This window comes from Pseudomonas sp. AE27 (genome assembly GCF_037113495.1).
Classification (GTDB): Bacteria; Pseudomonadota; Gammaproteobacteria; order Pseudomonadales; family Pseudomonadaceae; genus Aquipseudomonas; species Aquipseudomonas palmensis.
This window is the reverse complement of the sequence record NZ_CP146966.1, coordinates 1,342,012-1,363,035: the sequence shown is the minus strand read 5'-3', so window position 1 is coordinate 1,363,035 and position 21,024 is coordinate 1,342,012. Positions and strand designations below refer to the sequence as shown.

At 64.4% G+C, this 21,024-nt stretch carries 16 protein-coding genes; 9 read left to right on the top strand and 7 right to left on the bottom strand.

Annotation, left to right across the window (positions count from 1 at the left end; all coding sequences use genetic code 11):
- Position 1 precedes the first annotated feature (1 nt).
- Positions 2 to 1,579, bottom strand: a complete 1,578-nt coding sequence (locus V9K84_RS06355) for a class I adenylate-forming enzyme family protein (RefSeq protein ID WP_052504287.1) — start codon at positions 1,577 to 1,579, stop codon at positions 2 to 4.
- Positions 1,566 to 3,182, bottom strand: a complete 1,617-nt coding sequence (locus tag V9K84_RS06350; protein ID WP_088515422.1) for a phosphopantetheine-binding protein — start codon at positions 3,180 to 3,182, stop codon at positions 1,566 to 1,568. The genes V9K84_RS06355 and V9K84_RS06350 overlap by 14 nt, the downstream gene beginning before the upstream one ends.
- 451 nt (positions 3,183 to 3,633) lie before the next feature.
- On the opposite strand from V9K84_RS06350, the gene ccoN reads away from it, so the two are divergent.
- Both ccoN and V9K84_RS06340 read left to right on the top strand, forming a co-directional pair.
- Positions 3,634 to 5,061, top strand: a complete 1,428-nt coding sequence (gene ccoN, locus V9K84_RS06345) for a cytochrome-c oxidase, cbb3-type subunit I (RefSeq protein WP_043863022.1) — start codon at positions 3,634 to 3,636, stop codon at positions 5,059 to 5,061.
- Between the two features lie 10 nt (positions 5,062 to 5,071).
- Positions 5,072 to 5,284, top strand: coding sequence for a hypothetical protein (locus V9K84_RS06340; RefSeq protein ID WP_054915446.1), 213 nt, complete (start codon positions 5,072 to 5,074; stop codon positions 5,282 to 5,284).
- 272 nt (positions 5,285 to 5,556) lie between these two features.
- On the opposite strand, the gene V9K84_RS06335 is transcribed toward V9K84_RS06340, so the two are convergent.
- Positions 5,557 to 6,639 carry an ABC transporter substrate-binding protein gene (locus V9K84_RS06335; RefSeq protein WP_058541135.1) on the bottom strand — a complete coding sequence of 361 codons (1,083 nt, stop codon included), beginning with the start codon at positions 6,637 to 6,639 and terminating at the stop codon, positions 5,557 to 5,559.
- A 228-nt stretch (positions 6,640 to 6,867) separates the two neighbouring features.
- Between V9K84_RS06335 and V9K84_RS06330 the strand changes: the two genes are divergently transcribed.
- Together V9K84_RS06330 and V9K84_RS06325 are read left to right on the top strand one after the other, a co-directional pair.
- Positions 6,868 to 8,526: a nitrite/sulfite reductase gene (locus V9K84_RS06330; RefSeq protein WP_043859916.1), complete on the top strand. Its 1,659-nt coding sequence runs from the start codon at positions 6,868 to 6,870 to the stop codon at positions 8,524 to 8,526.
- The gene (locus V9K84_RS06325; RefSeq protein ID WP_043859917.1) at positions 8,510 to 9,004 is read left to right on the top strand and encodes a DUF934 domain-containing protein; all 495 of its coding nucleotides are present in this window, start codon (positions 8,510 to 8,512) and stop codon (positions 9,002 to 9,004) included. The genes V9K84_RS06330 and V9K84_RS06325 overlap by 17 nt, the downstream gene beginning before the upstream one ends.
- A gap of 53 nt (positions 9,005 to 9,057) precedes the next feature.
- Here the strand turns inward: V9K84_RS06325 and V9K84_RS06320 are convergent, their stop codons facing one another.
- Positions 9,058 to 13,980 (bottom strand): NEL-type E3 ubiquitin ligase domain-containing protein, encoded by a 4,923-nt coding sequence (locus V9K84_RS06320; RefSeq protein ID WP_088515423.1) that lies wholly within the window; start codon positions 13,978 to 13,980, stop codon positions 9,058 to 9,060.
- Positions 13,981 to 14,049: 69 nt separating this feature from the next.
- Positions 14,050 to 15,066: a protease SohB gene (sohB, locus tag V9K84_RS06315; RefSeq protein WP_088515424.1), complete on the bottom strand. Its 1,017-nt coding sequence runs from the start codon at positions 15,064 to 15,066 to the stop codon at positions 14,050 to 14,052.
- 197 nt (positions 15,067 to 15,263) lie between these two features.
- On the opposite strand from sohB, the gene V9K84_RS06310 reads away from it, so the two are divergent.
- The 5 genes from V9K84_RS06310 (at position 15,264) to V9K84_RS06290 (ending at position 19,335) form a co-directional block, all read left to right on the top strand.
- Positions 15,264 to 15,974, top strand: coding sequence for a histidine phosphatase family protein (locus V9K84_RS06310; RefSeq protein WP_088515425.1), 711 nt, complete (start codon positions 15,264 to 15,266; stop codon positions 15,972 to 15,974).
- Between the two features lie 55 nt (positions 15,975 to 16,029).
- Positions 16,030 to 16,347, top strand: coding sequence for an SCP2 sterol-binding domain-containing protein (locus V9K84_RS06305; protein ID WP_043859921.1), 318 nt, complete (start codon positions 16,030 to 16,032; stop codon positions 16,345 to 16,347).
- Between the two features lie 178 nt (positions 16,348 to 16,525).
- Entirely contained in the window at positions 16,526 to 17,593 is a 1,068-nt protein-coding gene (locus tag V9K84_RS06300) for a phosphotransferase family protein (RefSeq protein WP_054915451.1), read from the top strand.
- Positions 17,594 to 17,621: 28 nt separating this feature from the next.
- Positions 17,622 to 18,389 carry an SDR family oxidoreductase gene (locus tag V9K84_RS06295; protein WP_043859923.1) on the top strand — a complete coding sequence of 256 codons (768 nt, stop codon included), beginning with the start codon at positions 17,622 to 17,624 and terminating at the stop codon, positions 18,387 to 18,389.
- Positions 18,390 to 18,555: 166 nt separating this feature from the next.
- On the top strand, positions 18,556 to 19,335 hold the full coding sequence (locus tag V9K84_RS06290) for a TSUP family transporter (RefSeq protein WP_043859924.1): 780 nt from the start codon (positions 18,556 to 18,558) through the stop codon (positions 19,333 to 19,335).
- Here the strand turns inward: V9K84_RS06290 and nudC are convergent.
- Both nudC and V9K84_RS06280 read right to left on the bottom strand, forming a co-directional pair.
- Positions 19,303 to 20,133, bottom strand: coding sequence for an NAD(+) diphosphatase (gene nudC, locus V9K84_RS06285; protein WP_088515426.1), 831 nt, complete (start codon positions 20,131 to 20,133; stop codon positions 19,303 to 19,305). The two genes, V9K84_RS06290 and nudC, sit on opposite strands and share 33 nt — an antisense overlap.
- Before the next feature lie 30 nt (positions 20,134 to 20,163).
- Positions 20,164 to 20,976 carry a crotonase/enoyl-CoA hydratase family protein gene (locus V9K84_RS06280; protein ID WP_043859926.1) on the bottom strand — a complete coding sequence of 271 codons (813 nt, stop codon included), beginning with the start codon at positions 20,974 to 20,976 and terminating at the stop codon, positions 20,164 to 20,166.
- Positions 20,977 to 21,024 lie beyond the last annotated feature (48 nt).

Below are 21,024 nucleotides of genomic sequence, written 5' to 3'. Positions count from 1 at the left end.
GTCAGCCGGCGGCCGCCAGCTGCGCCGAGCGTGCCGTGTGTTGCAACTGCTTGAGGTCGAACTTGCCGTTGGCGGTGCGCGGCAAGGTGAGCTCGATACTGATTGCCAGTGGCACCTTGTGCGGCTCGAGCCCGGCGCGGCAGCGTTCGAGCAACTGCTCGGCGCTGAGCGTGACGCCCTGGCTCAAGGTCACGAAAGCCCACAGCCCTTCGCCGGCCGCAGCATCCTCGACACCGACCACCGCTGCCGCATCGATGCCTGCCATGGCGTAGAAGAAGTCTTCCACTTCCGCCGGGCTGACCTTCATGCCGCGGGACTTGATCACGTGATCCATCCGGCCTTCGAAATACAGGTAGCCGTCTTCGTCCAGGTGGCAGTAGTCGCCGGTATGCAGCACGCTCTCCCCGGGATAGGGGCCGGGCTTGAGCTTTTTCGCCGTGGCCTGCGGGTTGCGCCAGTAGCCGGCCATGACCGTGGCGCCGCGAATCACCAACTGGCCCACCTGGTGGGCCTGGTCGATGCGCTGGCCATGCTCGTCGATCAGCCACAACTCGGTGTTGGGAATGGCGATGCCGACGCTGCCCGGCTTGCTGTCGATGTCCTCTGGCGGCAGGTAGGTGCAGCGCTTGCACTCGGTCAGGCCGTACATGGAGAAGATCTGCGCCTGCGGAAACAGCGCCTTCATCTGCGCAATGTGCGGCGGCTTGAGCGCCGCGCCGGTATTGGTGACCATGCGCACGTGCTCGAAACTGGCGTTGCGCTTGCTCGCGTACTCATGCAGCAGCATGAGCATGGTGGGCACGAACGGGATGACCGTGATCTGGTACTGGCGGATCTTCTTGATCAGGAAGATCGGCCAGGTGAATTCCTTTTCCAGTACCAGGGTGGCGCCCGCGCTCAGCGCCATGATCATCTGGTACAGGCCATAGTCGAACGACAGCGGCAACGAGCAGAGCACGTGGTCGCTGTCGTTGTAGCCCAGGTAGGTGTGCAGCGACGACAGCGCCGCGAGCATGTTGCGATGGGTCAGCATCACGCCCTTGGGCTCGCCGGTGGACCCGGAGGTATAGATGATCGCGGCCAGGTCCAGGTCCAGCGTGCCGCAAGGCACCGGAGCTCCGTTGCCCTGCATCAGCACACCCTCGAAGGTGCGTGTCAGCGCCGAGTCGGCCTCGCCGTCCAGCAGCACGATGGTGCGCAGGTACGGCAGGCTCGGGGTGTCCACCGACAGGCTGGCGAACTTCTCCGAGGTGGTGATCAGCACCGAGGCCTCGGCGTCCCGCACGATGTAGTCAAGGCCCTCGGCATGAGTCTCCAGGCCGACATTGACCACCACGCCACCGGCCTTGAGCACACCCCAGAAGGCACAAATGGTTTCTACCCGGTTGCCCAGGCACAGCACCACCCGTTCCTGACGCTGCAGGCCACAGGCCTGCAAGCCCGAGGCCAGCCGCGAACTGGAATCGTCGAGGTCGGCATAGGTGTAGGTTTCATCGGCATAGATGACTGCCGCCTTGCGCGGATACAGGCCGTTGCTGGCCTCCAGTACCTGCTGCAGGAGCACGCTAGACCGGCTCATACTGTACCTCTGGCTGGCCTTGCGAGGCGGTTTCGGGGGCGTTCTGGCGGTTGGCGTCGATGTACTGCGCCAGCGTCGTCACGGTATTGAAGTGCCCGGGGGCAATGGTGTCGGGGTTGACGAAGAAGCCTTCGATCTCGTCCTCCAGGCTGACCAGCAGCTCCATCGAGGTGAGCGAGTCGAGCCCCAGGTGGTCACGCAGGTGCGAGTCGGCACGCACCTCGGTACTGGCTGGCAGCTTGAGCACCACCCGCAGGATTTCGATCAGTTGCGCCTGCGTGGCGCCGCTGGCCGTCACGCCCGGTGCGCTGCTGGCGACAGGTGCGCTGGCCGGGGCGGCGAGCATGTCGTCCAGCGCCACGTCGGCGTGGCTGTCGCGGATCTCCAGTGCGGTCTGACGGGCCCTGGCCAGGAACAGGCGGCCGTGGCTGACGATCACCTCGGCCGGGTGACCATGGCTGTGGAACAGGGTGGGCGAGGCCGTGGGGCCATAGGCACCGGAGGCCGTCACCGCCAGCAGGTCGCCTTCGCTCAGGGTCTCGATGCGCACGTCACGCCCCAGCAGGTCGTCGGGGCTGCACAGCGGGCCGGAGATATGGTACTCGCGCAGCGGCGCGCCATTGCTGCCAGTGGCGTGCACGATGCGGAAGTTGCGCTTGAGCACCTGGCCGCTGCCCGCCGCGGCACCGTGGCAGTTGGTGCCGCCGTCGGTCACGGCGAAGGTCTTGCCGTGGTTGTGCTTGATGTTGTCGACGGTGACCAGCAGCGCGCCGCATTTGCCGGCCACGAAACGGCCGGACTCGACGATGATGCGGGTACGCGGGAACTGGCGATGGAAACTGTCGAACAGCGGCGCCAGCAGCTGCTTGAGCTGACGGGTGTCGAGTTCCTTTTCGTTCTCGTAGTACTTGATGCCCAGGCCGCCGCCGACGTCGACCATGCTCAGGTCCAGGTCGTAGCGAAGGGTGAGGTTGCGGTACAGGTCGAGGATGTAGCTGGCATTGTCATACACCGACTGGGCGTCGAGGATCTTGGTGCCGTTGTAGACGTGAATGCCCTTGATATGCAGGTGGGGCAGCGCCAGGTACTGGCCGAAATTGGCCACTGCGGTGTCTTCCTCGATACCGAAGTGGGTCGGGCGCCCGCCCATCTTCCAGGGCGAGCCCGAGGCCGAGAAATTGGGATTGATGCGAATGGCCACCGGCGCGGTACAGCCCAGCGAGCCGGCCAGGGCAGAGAGCGCGCGCAGTTCGGTTTCGGATTCGACGACGATGGCGAACACCCCCACTTCCAGCGCCCGGCGGTGTTCCTCGGGCTTCTTGTAGGGGCCCAGGAAAATGATGTCCTGGGGTGCAACGCCCGCCTTCAGGGCGATTTCCAGCTCGCCCAGCGAACAGACCTCGGTGTTGCCGCCGTACGAACGGATCAGCTTCACCAGCGACAGATTCGGATTGACCTTGAGCGCGTAGAAGATATCCACGCAGTCGGGCAAGGCGTCGCGCAGTTCATTGAAACTGCTGCGCAGCACCGCCTCGTCATACAGGTAGGTAGGCGTACCGAATGTCGCCTTTGCCTGGAGGACCAATTCTTTGGAAAGCTTCATCTGTTGCTCCCTTCGTTATTATATTTTCCGGTGCCGAATGCGTGCGCGGGATGCGCACCTGCGTCGTCCCGTTAGCCCTGGCGCGTTAAGTGTCGTATCGGATCGCGCAACGCCTGCAACAACGACAGAAAGCCCCTGCCTGCAAAACTTTGCGCGCAAAGTTTGTGAAATTCTCTACTGCGTTTCGCGGTGATGTCAAGATAATTCCAATGAACCCTGGCTGCGGCCGATGGTCACCCCGTTGACGGCGATTTAGGCCGCATAACAGCGTTCAAATGTCGCACCTGTTACAGATCAGTAGCGCTTTTGCCCAATGAATACAGGGCTTTTATCTGATCCGTATATAAGGCCTGTTTCTGAGTCTGTTTTGTCTGCGGCAGGCTTTCTAGAGTCAGCGCCTGTGCTCGTCCCGTCGGGGGGTGGGCTAGGAAGGAAACGCGGATAAACAGCCATGAGTACTCATCAACAGGCACAGGCCTACAACTACAAGGTGGTCCGGCAGTTCGTGGTCATGACGGTGGTGTGGGGCATCGTCGGCATGGCCATGGGCGTATGGATCGCCTCGCAACTGGTCTGGCCGGAGCTCAACCTGGACCTGCCCTGGACCACCTTCGGCCGCCTGCGCCCCCTGCACACCAGCCTGGTGATCTTCGGTTTCGCCGGCAGCGCGCAATTTGCCGCCAGCTACTACGCGGTGCAGCGCACCTGCCAGGTACGCCTCTACAGCGACTGGCTGACGGCCTTCACCTTCTGGGGCTGGCAGGCGACCATCGTGATCATGCTGCTGAGCCTGCCCCTGGGCCTTACCACCACCAAGGAATACGCCGAGATCGAATTCACCGGCGCGGTGTGGATGGCGATCGTGTGGGTGGCCTATGGCGTGGTGTTCTTCGGCACCCTGCTGCGCCGCAAGGGCACGCACATCTATGTCGGCAACTGGTTCTTCGGGGCCTTCATCGTGGTCATCGCGATGCTGCACGTGGTCAACCACCTGTCGATTCCGGTCAGCTGGTTCAAGTCCTACCCGGTGTACGCGGGGGCCACCGATGCGATGGTGCAGTGGTGGTACGGCCACAACGCGGTGGGCTTCTTCCTGACCACCGGCTTCCTGGGGATGATGTACTACTTCGTGCCCAAGCAGGTCGGCAAGCCGGTGTATTCCTACCGCCTGTCGATCGTGCACTTTTGGGCGCTGATCACCCTGTACATCTGGGCAGGCCCGCACCACCTGCACTACACCGCCCTGCCCGACTGGGCGCAGTCGCTGGGCATGGCGATGTCGATCATCCTGCTGGCCCCGAGCTGGGGCGGCATGATCAACGGCATGATGACCCTCTCGGGCGCCTGGCATAAGCTGCGCAGCGACCCGATCCTGCGTTTCCTGGTGCTGTCGCTGGCGTTCTACGGCATGTCGACCTTCGAAGGCCCGATGATGGCGATCAAGACCGTCAACGCCCTGTCGCACTACACCGACTGGACCATCGGCCACGTGCACGCGGGTGCGCTGGGCTGGGTGGCGATGATCACCTTCGGCGCGCTGTACCACATGATTCCCAAGGTGTTCGGCCGCGAGAAGATGTACAGCATCGGGCTGATCAACCTGCACTTCTGGCTGGCCACCATCGGTACCGTGCTGTACATCGCCTCGATGTGGGTCAACGGCATCACCCAGGGCCTGATGTGGCGCGCGATCAACGACGACGGCACCCTCACCTACTCGTTCGTGGAGGCACTGGTGGCCAGCCACCCGGGCTTCATCGTGCGCTTCGTCGGTGGCGTGTGCTTCCTGAGCGGGATGCTGCTGATGGCCTGGAACACCTGGCGCACGGTACGCGTGGCAGACCCGAAACTGGCACTGGACAACGCGCAGATGGCGTAAGGGGCAGCGAATGAACGGCTGGGCATATGGGTTGTACTGCGTGACCGGACTGGTGTTCTTCTACCTGATCACCAGCGCCTGCCTCAGGCGCCATAGCGACCAGGTGGATGACCAGGCAAGCCTCATACCCTTTGCCGATGACCCGGTGGTGGCGCGCCGGGTCGAGCAGGCCATCGGGCGACCGGTGCCTGCCGAGGCACCGGAGGCTTTGCTGAAGGCTTGAGGGTGGTGCTGTACCGGCATGTCCGCAAGAGCGGGTTGATTCGCTCTTGCGGCGTCGCCTATTGATGACTGACCCAGTAAACCGCCGTCACGACCACCAGCACAATCAGGCAGAGTATCGCCCACGCATCGACACTGCTGTCCGGCTTGCTTGCCTTGCTTGGATTTCCCATTGCATTGCCTCTTGTTGTGGTTATGGGAATGCACTGCACCTGATGCAGTTAAGTCCAGCAATGCCCTTTGCTCAAGCAGGGTTTTTGTACAGCTCGTCGGTTAGTAGTCCATCGCGTCCTTCAGGAACGGGTATCGATACCCTGGCGCCTTGCCAACGGCGCTGAACCCCTTGAAATCCAGCCCATAGTCGCCCTGCTGTTCAAGCGTGAGCCAGCGCCGTGCCTTGACCGCATCGATCAGCTGAAGCACCGGCACCGGCCGCGGCCGGGCGAGCAACTGACCGATCGGCACGCCCTGCGCATCATCGTGCAGCAGCACCATGGCCCACCCGCCCAGAGAAAAGTGCCCGCCCATCAACACGCTCAATCGACCCTCGATTCGCGCCTGCAGGGCCTGCGGCGAACTGTTCACCGCACTGAACAGCACATCCCGGCCCGGCACCCGCCCGGCCTCCTCGAATGCCTGCATCGCGCCGAACGCCATCTCGTCATTGGCCGACCACACCAGCTGCGTACGCGGATAACGCGCACCCAGCAACTGCGCCTGCTCATAGGCGCGCTGGCGACTCCATTCCCCATACACCAGCTGGCGCAGGTGCACGCCGGGCAACTCGGCCAACGCCCGGTGCATGCCCTGCTCACGCAACTGCGCCGCCGGGGTGTGCTTCAACCCCGAGAACGCCAGCAGGTCCACGCCCTGCTCTAGGGCAGCGGGCGGCAACTGCTCGACCAGCGTCTTGAGCATGCGGTAGCCGGCCTCCTCGTCGTTGCCGGTCAGGGTGCCGAGGACCGGCGGATAACGGTCCGGATACTCGTGCACCTGCCGCGCCTGGTCGACCGTCAGGCCGTTGTTGACCAGAAACAGCCTGACCCCGCTGCCGCGCGACAGGCGGATGATCTCCGGCGCCACGTACTGCTCGTTGACCAGCACCAGGTAGTCCGGCCGCTGCGGCCCCTGAAGCGCCTGTCGCGCCTGATGCAGCACACGCTGGCGATCACGCCCGCTGTACTCGACTCGCAGGGACATGCCCAGGTTCTGCGCGGCGCCTTGCATGAAACGCGAGTAACTGACCCAGAAGGTCTCGTCGGCATTGCCCGGATTGAGAAACACCACCGAGGCCGCCTGGGCGCCACTCACCAGCGACAGGCCCAGCCACACCGACAGGCACAAGGCCTTGAGCATTCGAGTACGCTCCTGCAACGCAAAGCGCCGAGTATAACCGCGACGGCACGGGCAACGCTCAGGTGACAGCCAAACGCTAGCCAGTCTCACTTAGTCCATATAGTTCTTTTCATATGCAAAAACATCACTTTTGCGCATAAACGCAAACTGCTATCTTGCCTCGGCTCCGCCCCGGAGTGCGCGGCCGTGCGCGCGATTAGCTGCAAGCAGCCTGAGAACAGGACCCCTATGTACGTATACGACGAGTACGATCAGCGGATCATCGAGGACCGCGTCAAGCAGTTCCGAGACCAGACCCGACGCTACCTGGCCGGTGAGCTGAGCGAAGAAGAGTTCCGCCCCCTGCGCCTGCAAAATGGCCTCTATATTCAACGTTTTGCCCCGATGTTGCGGGTAGCCGTGCCCTACGGCCAGCTGACGTCGCGCCAGACCCGGATGCTGGCCAAAATCGCTCGCGACTACGACAAGGGCTACGCGCACATCAGTACCCGGCAGAACGTGCAGTACAACTGGCCAGCCCTGGAGGACATCCCCGAGATCCTCGCCGAGCTGGCCACGGTGCAGATGCACGCGATCCAGACCAGCGGCAACTGCCTGCGCAACGTCACCACCGACCAGTTCGCCGGCGTTGCCGCCGACGAAGTGATCGACCCGCGCCCATGGTGTGAAATCGTGCGTCAGTGGACCACCTTCCACCCCGAGTTCGCGTACCTGCCGCGCAAGTTCAAGATCGCCATCAATGGCTCGGCCAGCGACCGTGCGGCCATCGAAGTGCACGACATCGGCCTGGAGCCGGTGCACAACGCGGCCGGCGAACTGGGCTTTCGCGTGCTGGTCGGCGGCGGCCTGGGCCGTACCCCGGTGGTGGGCGCCTTCATCAACGAATTTCTGCCCTGGCAGGACCTGCTCAGCTACCTGGACGCGATCCTGCGCGTGTACAACCGTTACGGTCGCCGTGACAACAAGTACAAGGCGCGCATCAAGATCCTGGTCAAGGCCCTCACGCCGGAGGTGTTCGCCCAGAAGGTCGACGCCGAAATGGAGCACCTGCGCGGCGGCAGCACCACCCTGACCGATGCCGAAGTGCATCGCGTGGCCAAGCACTTCGTCGACCCCGACTACCTGGCGCTGGACAACCTCGACAGCCAGCTGGCCGAGCTCGACCAGCAGCACCCCGGCTTCGCCCGCTGGCGCACGCGCAATACCCTGGCGCACAAGAAGCCGGGCTATGTGGCCGTTACCCTGTCGCTCAAGCCGACCGGCGTGGCGCCGGGCGACCTGACCGACAAGCAGCTGGACGCGGTGGCCGACCTTGCCGAACGCTACAGCTTCGGCCAGTTGCGCACCTCCCACGAGCAGAACATCATCCTGGCCGACGTCGAGCAGCGCCAGCTGCACGCGCTGTGGCTGGAGCTGCGTGAAAACGGCTTCGCCACGCCGAACATCGGCCTGCTGACCGACATCATCTGCTGCCCGGGTGGCGACTTCTGCTCGCTGGCCAACGCCAAGTCGATCCCGATCGCCGAATCCATCCAGCGCCGCTTCGACGACCTGGACTACCTGTTCGACATCGGCGAACTGGACCTGAACATCTCCGGCTGCATGAACGCCTGCGGCCACCACCACGTCGGCCATATCGGCATTCTCGGGGTGGACAAGAAGGGCGAGGAGTTCTACCAGGTGTCCCTGGGTGGCAGCGCCAGCCGCGACGCCAGCCTGGGCAAGATCCTCGGCCCCTCGTTCGCCCAGGACGACATGCCGGACGTGATCGAGAAGCTGATCGATGTGTACGTCGAGAAACGTACTGAAGACGAGCGCTTCATCGACACCTACCAACGTATTGGCATCGACCCTTTCAAGGAGCGCGTCTATGCAGCGAATCATTAAGGGCAACCAGATCGTCGACGAAACCTGGCACCTACTGCCCAAGGACGTCACCCTGGACGAACTGACCAACTGCGACGACTACATCGTGCCGCTGCACCTGTGGCGCGAGCACGCCCATGCCCTCAAGGCCCGCGACGGCGGCCTGGGCGTGTGGCTGGATGCCGACGAGGAAGCCGAGGAAATCGGCGATGACGTGGCCAGCTTCCAGGTCATCGCGTTGAACTTCCCGGCCTTCACCGACGGGCGCAACTACTCCAATGCGCGCCTGCTGCGTGACCGCTACAAGTTCACCGGCGAGCTGCGTGCCATCGGCGACGTGCTGCGCGATCAGCTGTTCTACATGAAGCGTTGCGGTTTCGACGCCTTCGCCCTGCGGGCCGACAAGGACCCGGTCGAAGCGCTGCAGAGCCTGCAGGACTTCTCGGTGACCTACCAGGCCGCCACCGACGAGCCGCAGCCGCTGTTCCGTCGACGCTGAACACCGCCCCATGAAAAAGGCCCCTTGCGGGGCCTTTTTTTGTGGCGTCGAATTTACAACCGGGTGACCTGGTCAGGCACGCTGTTCCAGATTTCTGCCGTCAGCGTCTCCAGCAACTTTTTCTCCTCCTTGGCCAGGTTGGCTTGCAGTACGTGGCTCTGGCGCAGGTACGCCGCTTCGGTGATGTGCCCGGCATCGGCATCTGCCTGCAAGGCCTCCATGCGGGCGTGCAGCGGCTTGGCGATGCGCTGGTAGCGCTCGGCATACTGCACCTTCAGGTAGCTGACCCAGAAGTCGCGCTGGGCAATCGAAGCCTTGAGCACTGCCGGCGTCTCGCCCTCTTCGATCTCCTTCTGCGCAGCCTTGATATCGGCATCGGTGACCTGGGCAGTGGCTCGGTAGCGCATGGTGTTGGGCTGCCCCGGCAGTTCGAGCGGCTCGGTCAACGCGGTACGGTAAGCCAGTCGCACTTCGACCTCGTCCACCACCGTGCCAGCACGCACACGTGCATCGATGACGCGCCGGGCAATCAGCTCGACCTGCTCCAGACGATACAGCCCACGCGCCAGCTTCATCAGTGACCACTCGGCACCCAGCTGGGTACCCAGCGCCAGGGCGTGGTTGATCAGCACCTGCACCTCAAGCTGGCTGAACACCAGGATCACCGCATCGCCACAGTTGCGCACGCTGTCCAGGGTCTGCAGTACCTCCTCGCGCAGCGCCGTGTTGGCGCTCACTGCCTTGATCAGCGTCCACACCCGCTGCTTGAGGTCGTCGTAGGTCTCGCGAAAATCGGACGTCTCCCCCAGGTCATCGAACAGCCGGAACAGTTCGCCGGTGCCCGGTTCGGCCTTGAGCGCATCCCACATCGCCTGCAGTTCGGCCGCCTGCACCGCATCTGCACCGGCAAGCCAGGCCGTGGCACCGGCAGCCATCGGCTCGGGCGCAAAATGGACGCGCAGGTTTGGCGTCACGCCAAAGCTGATACGCGTACGCTGACGATAGACCGTCAGCCTGACCTGGCTGTCGGCATCGATCGGGTTGCCGTGCAGGCTGGTGACCCGATTGATCCTCAGCACCCGATCGACACGCTCGGCTGCGGGCGCCAGCACGTCCTGCGGCACCACCTGAATGTTGTTGGAGCGCAGGTCGACCTCTTCGAGCATGTCAAGGTCCATCAGGCCGGTCGGCCAGGTACTGATGCCCGTGTGCTGCAGCCTGAGCCCGCGCAGGTCGGCCAGGGTCGAAACATCGGGCGCGGTTATCAACGGGTTATGGTCCAGGTTGAGGATTCTCAGGCGAACCAGTTTGGCCAGCACCGCGTTGGCAGCAGCATCCATGACCAGGCTGTTGTAGCTGAACGTCAGCCGGGTGATGCGCGGTATGGCTTCCAGCGCGGCAGGCAGGGTGTTGAACAGGTTGTTGGAAAGGTTGAGCCAGCGCGTATTGGCAAACTGCTCGACAAAGGCCTCGGGCAATTCACTCAACTGCATGTCGCGCATGAACAACGACGCCACATGGCTGAAATCGGCACTCAGAATCGGCAGACCTTCAAGGCGCGTCTCCGACAGGTTGAGGGTGTAGCCGACGGTTCGCCCTTCAACGGTTACCACCGGGCTGGTCTGGCGCCGCCAGCAACGCTCGATGCGATCGGCCGCCACCTCCCGGTGGCGACGGGCGGCGAAACTCACGGACTGATCGTTGCGCCAGGCGGTCAGCTCATCGATCAGCTTGAACAGTTCCTGGCGCCGCCCCTCAAGCTTGACCAGCAGCTCCTCCTCACTGAGCCCCTCGCCTAGCTCCTGCAAAAAGGCCTGCACCTCGTCCACCGCCAGGTCGGGGTACAGCGCCCGGGCCCGCTGCATCGGCGTCTGCGGCCTGCCGAACGGGCGCCGGCCACTGAGCGGATAACCGATCTGGCCATCGAGCATGCGCATTGGCGGCTTGAACCAGCGCGTGCGCGGACGCACGCCGATGCTGCTACGCACCGCAGCCGTATCCTTGGCGGCATTCTCGGCCAACATCAGGCGCAACGCGTCGGCCTGGTTGATGTTCAGGCCAAGCAGCACGCGCTCGCTGTCGGGCAGCGCATGCAGCATGGCGGCGCACAACGGCTCCACCCCGCCCAGCGCGTTATGCTCGCTGTCATAAGCCTGATAGCCCTCGTCCAGCCGCGCGAGAATACGCTTGGTGCCGGTGGCCGTGCTGCGCCCGACCGCCTTGAGCTCATCGCCCCACGGGCTGCCTTCACGTACCTGCAACAGCACATCGCCAGACCAACCCGGCAAGGCCTGCAACTGGTCCATGGCAACCTTCAGGCAGTCCAGGCGATCGGTGTAGCCCAGGTAGAGGCCCTCACGGGCACGCACCACGCGCGCCTGCTCCACCAGCCAGCGGGCCTGTTCGGCCAGGCGCAACGGCACCCGCGGCGGGTTGGCGGTGAGCTGCGCTCGCTCGCTGACGCTGGCACTCTCGACCAGCTCTCTGGCCTGCCGCCACGCCAGCCCGGCAAACTGCTTGCGTACCACCGCCATGCCCGCCACCTCCTGCACCGGGTCGGCGCGGTAGAGGCTGTCGAACACCTGGCTGCGGTTGACGCTGGCGTAACGGGCATAGGCTTCACGCAATTGCGTCAGGCGACCAGCCTCGGTCCTGGCCAGGTAGGGGCCGAACAGGGCCTTCTCTTCCTGTTCGGTCAAGCCCTGCAGCAGCGTTGTCAGGAAGCGACCGTCGACCAGTTCCTGGCGCGTGATCGACAGGGTCCGGTTGTCGGCGCTCAGCGGCGTACCGTACTCCTTGACCAGCTGCCCGTCCTCCATCACCCGTACCAGCACGCCGGCCGGCCAACCCGGCATGCGTGTGAGCAAGGCCAGGGGCAAGGCATCGAGCTCGGTGGCCAGTGGTTGCCCGTCGCGCATGGCCGCAATCACATCCGTCACCCTGCGGCTCATCTGCCAGCGCACCAGGCTGTCGCCGAGCAACGCCGGCAAAGGCTCGTTGTTGCTGTGCAGGCGGCGCAGGCGTGCCTCGTCGATGCCGGTGATGGCGGCCATGTTCAGCAGGTCCTCGTCACCCATGCCGTCCACCAGATGGCCCAGGCGCCGCCACAACGTCAGGCCTTCCCACTGCTGCGGGTCTTCGGCCTCGAGGCGCCAGGCCCCGGCGCCGTTGTGCACCACCGGCGGCTGGTAGGCGTCATCGCGAGGATGGCGGACCTGGTACTGGCCCGCTTCGGTGCCGACCACCTCGTAGGCGCGGCCCTGCACACGAATGTAGGTCTTGTCGCCCACGCTGTAGCGCCCCTGAAGGTCCGGCACGACCCCCGACAGATCGACATCCGCAGCATAGGGCTCCAGCTGCGGCTTCCACAGCCGGTACTGCCCGTTGGCCAGCCTGATCTGGATTGTGCCTTCCAGCAACTCGCTGCCCGGCCCGACGGCCAACGGCTTGAGGGCAAGCCCCAGGCCCACGGCGAATGCAATGTTCAGTGCCACCGACTGCAGGTGCGCCATGGCCAGCTCGCGATCACCCACCTCCCAGTCCTCGATGCCCTCGACCACCTCCCCGATCAACTGGCCTGCCGCCACCACCGCCATCACCTCCCCCAACCCGGGTACGAAGAAGGCGGCGCTGTTGAGCACGTTCAGACCGATGCTTTCCCAGTACGCCAGGCGCGCCTCGCGGGCCGCTTCGTCCGCGTCGGCACTGGGCACGGCCAGGTGCCGCGCATCAGCCTTGGCCTTCTCGATCAGGCGTCGATGCTGCAACTCGAACAGGTCTTCTTCCACCCGGTGTTCACGCAGGTACAGGTCCGCCTCCAGGTTGGGCTGGCGCTCCAGCAGCCCGTGCTGGCCATCGACCAGGTGAAACAGATTGCTTTCCAGCAGCCCGAAGAAGCGCTCTTCATCGGCCCGGGCCACACAACCGCGCATGGCCTGCTGATAGGCGGGCGAAATCAGGTTGATGCGCAGGTCGCGCTTGAACGCCTCGATGCTCGGGTATTCCTTGAGCGGGTACAGGGGCGCGCCCGGCACATACACCAGCACAGGCTCGGTCTGCTCGCTGAGCAGGCGGTCGGCGCTGGCCACCCAGATACCGGATAAGCCAATGCCGAACATTTCCAGGGTGCTGAACACCAGGGGCTTGCCGTTGTACTGGGCGGCACCGGTGCCATCGAGCCAGCCGAGCAAGGCGCTGCGGGCAGCCTCGCCAATCTCGCCCTTCATCGCCGCAATCCAGGCGCGCACGCGCAGGCGCGCCTTGTAGGCCTCGATGGACTGCCGGCGAACCCGATCATGGGTGGCCGGCGCCTCGTACACCGCAGCCAGGTGGTCCTGGTACTGCTTGCCCAGGTCCAGCTCATGGCACACGCGGGCAAAGTCGCGCGGGGCCACCGCCAGCTTGCTGCTGTAAACGTAGCGATAGCGCGGCGCGTGCTCGCTGCCAGGTACCAGCGCCATGGAAAATGCGCCCTTGGCCGCCAGGGCCGTACCGTCGTCGAATTCGGCATCCCGGGCAAAGTTCTGCAGCGCCGCCTGCAGCAGGCTCTGGCGCCTGGGCACCACGCGCACCAGCGCGCCCAGCAGTTCGGTGTCGTGGGTGACGTGCACGAATTCGTGGGTGTTGACGTCGTCGTCGCGCTGCAAGTCGCGCTTGAGCCTGGCCTTGAGCAGCGGCTCGGCGAACTCGACGATGCCTTTGAGGGGGCGCAGGGTACGCGCCAACGCGTCGGCGCAGGCGCGGGCGCGCTGCTGGCAGGCGAGCAGTGCCTGGCGCTGGTCCTCGCGGGCATTGCTGAACCAGGGCGCCGGCGCATCCCCTGCGCCCTGGTGCTGTTCGGCACCCCAGGGCCGGCTCAGGGCCGCAAAACTTGCAGGGGTGGAGTGCTTGAGCCAGTCAGGCATGCGCTGATGGATGAAGGGGCCATGCGGCCCCGGGGTGACATAGGTGTGGGTGGAATCGGTGGGAGTGGTCATGATGGTCCTCGGGGTAGATTGAACCCCAAGCAGACCCCATCATGACGCAGATGAAGTGCTACATATTGCTCAGCGCCAGCGGCCCAGGCGGCTCCACAAGCCCACCAGGGTGTTCTCGATGGAGGCGCTGGCAGCCAGGCCAACGCGCTCCTGCAGGCTCTTGCGTTCGGCAAAATGCAGGTGATACAGGTTCGAATCGCGAGCGCGTTCGCTCAGGTATTCGTCACTGGTGCGCAGTTCGTCCACCAGTTGCTTGTTCAATGCCGCCACCCCCAGCCAGACCTCGCCGGTGGCCACCTCATCGATGTGCAACTGCGGGCGGTAACGCGAGACGAAATCCTTGAACAGCTGATGGGTCACGTCCAGGTCTTCCTGGAACTTCTCGCGGCCCTTCTCGGTGTTTTCGCCAAACACGGTCACGGTGCGCTTGTACTCACCCGCCGTGAACACCTCGAAGTCGACATCGTGCTTTTTCAGCAGGCGGTTGACGTTGGGCAACTGCGCCACCACCCCGATGGAGCCCAGAATGGCGAAGGGCGCACTGACGATCCTGTCACCGATGCAGGCCATCATGTAGCCGCCGCTGGCCGCCACCTTGTCGATGCACACCGTCAGCGGCACGCCGGCCTGGCGGATACGCGCCAGCTGCGAGGAGGCCAGGCCATAGCTGTGCACCATGCCGCCACCGCTTTCAAGGCGCAGTACCACTTCGTCCTTGGGCGTGGCGAGGGTCAGCAGCGCGGTGATTTCATTGCGCAGGCTCTCGGTGGCCGAGGCCTTGATGTCGCCGTCGAAATCCAGCACGAACACCCGCGGCTTGTCCTCGGGCTTTTTCTTCTGCTGCTTGTCGCGCTTGGCCTGCTGCTTGCGCAGGGCCTTGAGCTGGGACTTGTCGAGCAGACCCGACTCCAGGCGCTCGCGCAGATCCTTGTAGAAATCGTTGAGGCGAGTCACGTGCAACTGCCCCCCGGCCTTGCGCCGGCCCTTGCCGCGCAACCCGGCAATGGCCGACAACACCACCAGGAGCGCGATCACCAGGGTCGCGGTCTTGGCCAGAAAGCTGGCGTATTCAGCAAGAAAATCCACAGTAGCTCCTTAACATGTCTGCGCCCGTACGGCGCCAAACGTGGCCCAAGCATACCGGCGCGGCCACGCCTCCACCAGCGTGGGCAACGCCCCGAAACGCAGTTCAAACGACCTTTTCAAACGCTTGTATGTTTTTTCGTTGACAGGCCGCCATCGGCCACCTACCCTCGCCAGAACCTTCACTCCAGGCATACGACGTGGGCAGCATCTACCTCATTCGACATGGCCAGGCCTCCTTTGGTGCCGACGACTACGACGTGTTGTCGCCGACCGGCATTGCCCAGAGCGAAGCACTGGGCGATCACCTCGCCCAGCTGGGCCTGCGCCTGGATCGCTGCGTGGCCGGCGACCTGCGCCGCCAGCAGCACACCGCACGCCTGGCCCTGGCCCGCCTGCAGGCTGCCGGCAGCGCGGTACCCAGCCTGGAAACCGACCCTGCCTTCAACGAATTCGACGCCGACGCCGTCATCCGCGCGCTGCTGCCCGGCCTGCTGCCGGACGAGCCCGAGGCGCTGCACATCCTGCGCAATGCCCGCGACAACCGCAGCGAGTTCCAGCGCCTGTTCGCCCTGCTGGTGCAGCGCTGGCACGGCGGCGAGCACGATGTCGACGGCCTGCAAAGCTGGCAGGGCTTCGTCGAGCAGGTGCACGACGGCCTGCAACGCCTGCTGCGCGAGGCCGGGCAAGGCGACAACATTGCCATCTTCACCTCCGGCGGCACCATCACCGCCCTGCTCCACCTGATCACCGGCATCACCCCCAGCCAGGCGTTCGCGCTGAACTGGCAGATCATCAACACCTCGCTCAGCCAGCTGAAGTTTCGTGGCCGCGAGGTGGCGCTGGCTTCCTTCAACAACCAGGCCCACGTGCAGTTGCTGAGGGTGCCGGCGCTCATCACCTACCGATGAGCACCGGCCTGTTGCGGCCCCAGGGTCGCTTACATCACTTAATAAGGAATACACCATGACCGACGTAGCTAAAGCCGTTCAAGCCATGCAAGAGAAGTTCAACCCTGCCGCCGCTGCCGGCCTGGACCTGGTGTTCGGCTTCAACATCACCGACGAAGACAAGCACTTCTCGCTGATCGTCAAGGACGGCACCTGCGACCTGCAGGAAGGCGAAAACCCTGACGCCAACTGCACCCTGGTGCTGGACAGCGAAACCCTCAAGGGCATCGTCAGCGGCGAAACCGACGGCATGCAGGCCTTCATGGGCGGCAAGCTGCGCGTCGAAGGCGACATGATGCTGTCGATGAAACTCAGCGAGCTGTTCCCGGCCTGAGCCTTGCGCTGATGCCGACCAGAACCGAAGCCTTGTGCTTCGGTTTTTTTTCGCCCGGCATCAGGGGTGGTGATCGTGGTGCAACACGCTGGCCTATAACACCGTCAAACACTTGTTCGGTTTATCCACGAGAATTAGATTAAACAATAATCAGCGACTTTCAGAATAAGGGAAAAGCATGACGCTCACCGACCAGTCGACCCAGGTTCGCCCCGGCGAAGAACTCGATGCCGCCCTCATCGACCCTTATCTCAAGGCCAGCATTCCGGGCCTGAGCGGCACGCCGGTGATCAGCCAGTTCCCCGGTGGCGCGTCCAACCTCACCTACCTGCTCAGCTACCCGGACCGCGAGTTCGTGCTGCGCCGCCCGCCGTTCGGGCAAAAGGCCAAGTCGGCCCACGACATGGGCCGCGAGTTTCGCATCCTCAACCAGCTCAACAGCGGCTTCCCCTATTGCCCCAAGGCCTACGTGCACTGCACCGACGAATCGCTGATCGGCGGCGAGTTCTACGTGATGGACCGGGTCAAGGGCATCATCCTGCGCTCGGACCTGCCCCCCGAGCTGGGCCTGGACAGCCAGCGCACCGAAGCCCTGTGCAAGAGCTTCATCGACCGCCTGGTCGAGCTGCACCAGGTGGACTACACCGCCTGCGGCCTGGCCGACCTGGGCAAGCCCGAAGGCTATGTGCAGCGCCAGATCGAAGGCTGGAGCGCACGTTATGAAAAGGCCCTGACCCCGGATGCACCGCGCTGGGAAGCGGTGATCGCCTGGCTGCGCGAGAAGATGCCGGCCGACCACCCACGCCCCGCCATCGTGCACAACGACTACCGCTTCGACAACGTGATCCTCGACGCCGACAACCCCATGCGCATCATCGGCGTGCTGGACTGGGAAATGACCACCCTCGGCGACCCGCTGATGGACCTGGGCAATACCCTGGCCTACTGGATCGAAGCCGGCGACCCGGCGCCCGTGCAACTGATGCGTCGCCAGCCGAGCAACGCACCGGGCATGCTCACCCGCCGCCAGTTCGTCGACTACTACGCCGAACGTGCCGGGCTGCAGATCGACAACTTCGACTTCTACTACACCTACGGCCTGTTCCGCCTGGCCGGCATCGTGCAGCAGATCTACTACCGCTTCTTCCATGGCCAGACCCAGGACAAGCGCTTCGCCCAGTTCGTGCACATGAACAAGCTGCTGGAGCACATGAGCCTGCAGGTCATCGGCAAATCCACGCTCTGACGCCCTACAACTACAAGGAACCCGCCCCATGTCCAAGACCCAGTTGTTCGACCTCGACGGCAAGATCGCCTTCGTGTCCGGCGCCAGCCGCGGCATCGGCGAGGCGATTGCCCACCTGCTGGCCCAGCAGGGTGCCCACGTGATCGTGTCCAGCCGCAAGCTCGACGGCTGCCAGCACGTGGCCGACGCGATCATCGCCGCCGGCGGCAAGGCCACGGCGGTGGCCTGCCACATTGGCGAGATGGAACAGATCGGCGCGGTGTTCGCCGGCATTCGCGAGCAGTTCGGGCGCCTGGACATCCTGGTCAACAACGCCGCCACCAACCCGCAGTTCTGCAACGTGCTGGACACCGACCTGAGCGCCTTCCAGAAGACCGTCGACGTGAACATCCGCGGCTACTTCTTCATGTCGGTCGAGGCCGGCAAGCTGATGCGCGAAAACGGCGGCGGCAGCATCATCAACGTGGCGTCGATCAATGGCGTATCGCCGGGGGTGTTCCAGGGGATCTACTCGGTGACCAAGGCGGCGGTGATCAACATGACCAAGGTGTTCGCCAAGGAATGCGCCCCCTTTGGCATCCGCTGCAATGCGCTGCTGCCGGGGCTGACCGACACCAGGTTCGCCTCGGCGCTGGTCAAGAACGAAGCGATCCTGAACACGGCGCTGCAGCAGATCCCGCTCAAGCGCGTGGCCGATCCGAAGGAGATGGCGGGCGCGGTGCTGTACCTGGCCAGCGATGCGTCCAGCTACACCACCGGTACGGCGTTGAATGTGGATGGGGGGTTCCTGTCCTGATACCGCAAAGCGGGTCAAGCCCGCTCCCACAAGGATCACCGCTATTTCTGTGGGAGCGGGCTTGACCCGCGATAGGGCCCTGACAGGCACGCACCATCTCCTTTACCATAGCGCCCCTCAGGCGCAGCTTTACCGTTCTGCGCCCCAGTCGAATAAGCCCAACACCATGCCCTTCGAACTCAGCGTAGATCTCACCACCCTAGCCATTCTTGCCGCCGTGGCCTTCGTGGCCGGGTTCATCGACGCCATCGCCGGCGGCGGCGGCCTGCTCACCACCCCCGCCCTGCTCACCGCCGGCATGCCGCCGCACCTGGTGCTGGGCACCAACAAGCTCAGCTCCACCTTCGGCTCGGCCACCGCCGGCTTCACCTACTACCGGCGCAAGCTGTTCCACCCCGCACAGTGGCGACATGCCCTGGTCGGTACCCTGGTAGGGGCCTTCATCGGCGCCATCGTTGCCCACTACCTGCCGGCCGAATGGCTGAACAAGATGCTCCCGGTGGTGGTGTTCGCCTGCGGCGTTTACCTGCTGTTCGGCGGCACGCCCAAGGCGCCGCTGGACGCCGATGCGCCGATTAAGAAGAAGTGGCAACTGCCCCAGGGCCTGACCCTGGGTTTCTATGACGGCGTGGCCGGCCCGGGCACCGGCGCGTTCTGGACCGTCAGCACCCTGCTGCTCTACCCCATCGACCTGGTCAAGGCCAGTGGCGTGGCGCGCAGCATGAACTTCGTGAGCAACGCCGCAGCACTGTCGGTGTTCATCTTCTCCGGCCAGGTAGACTGGGCGGTGGGCCTGGCCATGGGCTCGTCGCTGATGGTCGGCGCGTTCTTCGGCGCACGCACCGCCATCAGCGGCGGCAGCAAGTTCATCCGCCCGGTGTTCATCACCGTGGTGCTGGCCCTGACCGTGCGCCTAGCGTGGCAGCACTGGTTCGGCCAGGCCTAGGCGGCGCGCCACATAAAGGTCGATCAGGTAACGCGCAATCGAGCGGCCCGCCGGCAACGGCGGCAGCGCATGCACGCTGAACCACTGGGCATCCTCGATCTCGTCGGCCTGCATCACGATCTCGCCGCCGGCGTATTCGGCATGAAAGCCCAGCATCATCGAATGCGGGAACGGCCAGCACTGGCTGCCCACGTACTGGAGGTTCTTCACCTCCAGCGCCACCTCTTCACGCACCTCGCGCACCAGGCAGTCCTCGGCAGACTCGCCTGGCTCGGCAAACCCGGCCAGGGTGCTGTACACGCCGGTCACGAAGCGTGGCGAGCGCGCCAGCAGTATCTCGTCGCCACGGGTGATCAGCACGATCATGCTCGGCGAAATGCGCGGGTAGCTGCGCAGCTCGCAGCCGGCGCAGTACATCGCGCGCTCCCACTGGATCTGCACCATCGCCTGCCCGCAACTGCCGCAAAAGCGGTGCTCGCGGGCCCAGGTGGCGATCTGCGCGGCATAACCGAGGAGGGTGTAGGTATCGGAATCGCCTTCCAGCATGAACTGGCGCAGGCCGCGCCAGCTGCAGCCCTGCGGCGCCTGTGCCGAGCGCAGTTCGAGCAGAAACACCGGCTGGCCGTCGAAGTGGCCGATGCCGTGCTCGCACACCACGTCCAGGTCCTGGCGCCTGAGCCAGTCCCGCGGGAACAGCGTGCCGTTGGCGTCCACCAGAAAGCCCTCGGCACAGTGGGCGACGGCCAGGCCGCCGGGGGTGTTGGGGTCCAGTACTGCAGTGGTCCAGCGCGCTGACATGTTGCGTTCCTTGAGGGTTCGCGACCGGGCTCAGTCGTCGAACTGCGGTTTCTGTTTGCTCATGCTGGCGGCCATCGCCACCCGCAGGTCGGTGGATTGCAACATGGCAGCGTTCCAGGTGGCAATGTATTCCAGCCCGTCGTCGATGCGGTGATCGCGCATGTAGCTGAGCATCTCCTTGGTGCCGGCCACGGCGATCGGGGATTTGCCCGCGATCTCGGCGGCAATCGCAAAGACCCCGTCCAGCAGGCTCGCCTGATCGTCGAAGGTGCGGTTGACCAGGCCGATCTGGCGCGCCTCGTCGGCACCGACAGTGCGCCCGGTGTAGGCCAGCTCGCGCAGCATGCCGTCGCCGATGATGCGAGGCAGGCGCTGCAGGGTGCCGACGTCGGCGGCCATGCCCATGTCGATTTCCTTGATCGAGAACTGCGCATCGGCAGCCGCGTAGCGCATGTCGCAGGCGGCGATCAGGTCGATCGCGCCGCCCAGGCAGTAGCCCTGGATGGCTGCCAGCACCGGCTTGCGGCAAGTATCCACGGCATTGAACGAGGCCTGCATCTGCAGGATCTTGCGCCGCAGCAGGCGCGCGTTGCGGCCTACGTCCTTGCCCATTTCGTTGGCCACCGAGGCCAGCAGCATCAGGTCGATGCCGGAAGAAAAATGCTTGCCGGCGCCGCTGATCACCACCACGCGCACCGCGTCGGTCTCGTCGATCCACTGGAAGATCTCGACGATCTCGCTCCAGAACGCGGCATTCATGGCGTTGATCTTTTCCGGGCGGTTGATCTGGACGTGGGCGATGCTGTTCGACAGTTCGACCTTGAACGCGGTGTAGTCGGTCACGTGGCACTCCTTGGGCTGACGCGGGATGGGGTGGCTGGACTATATCGC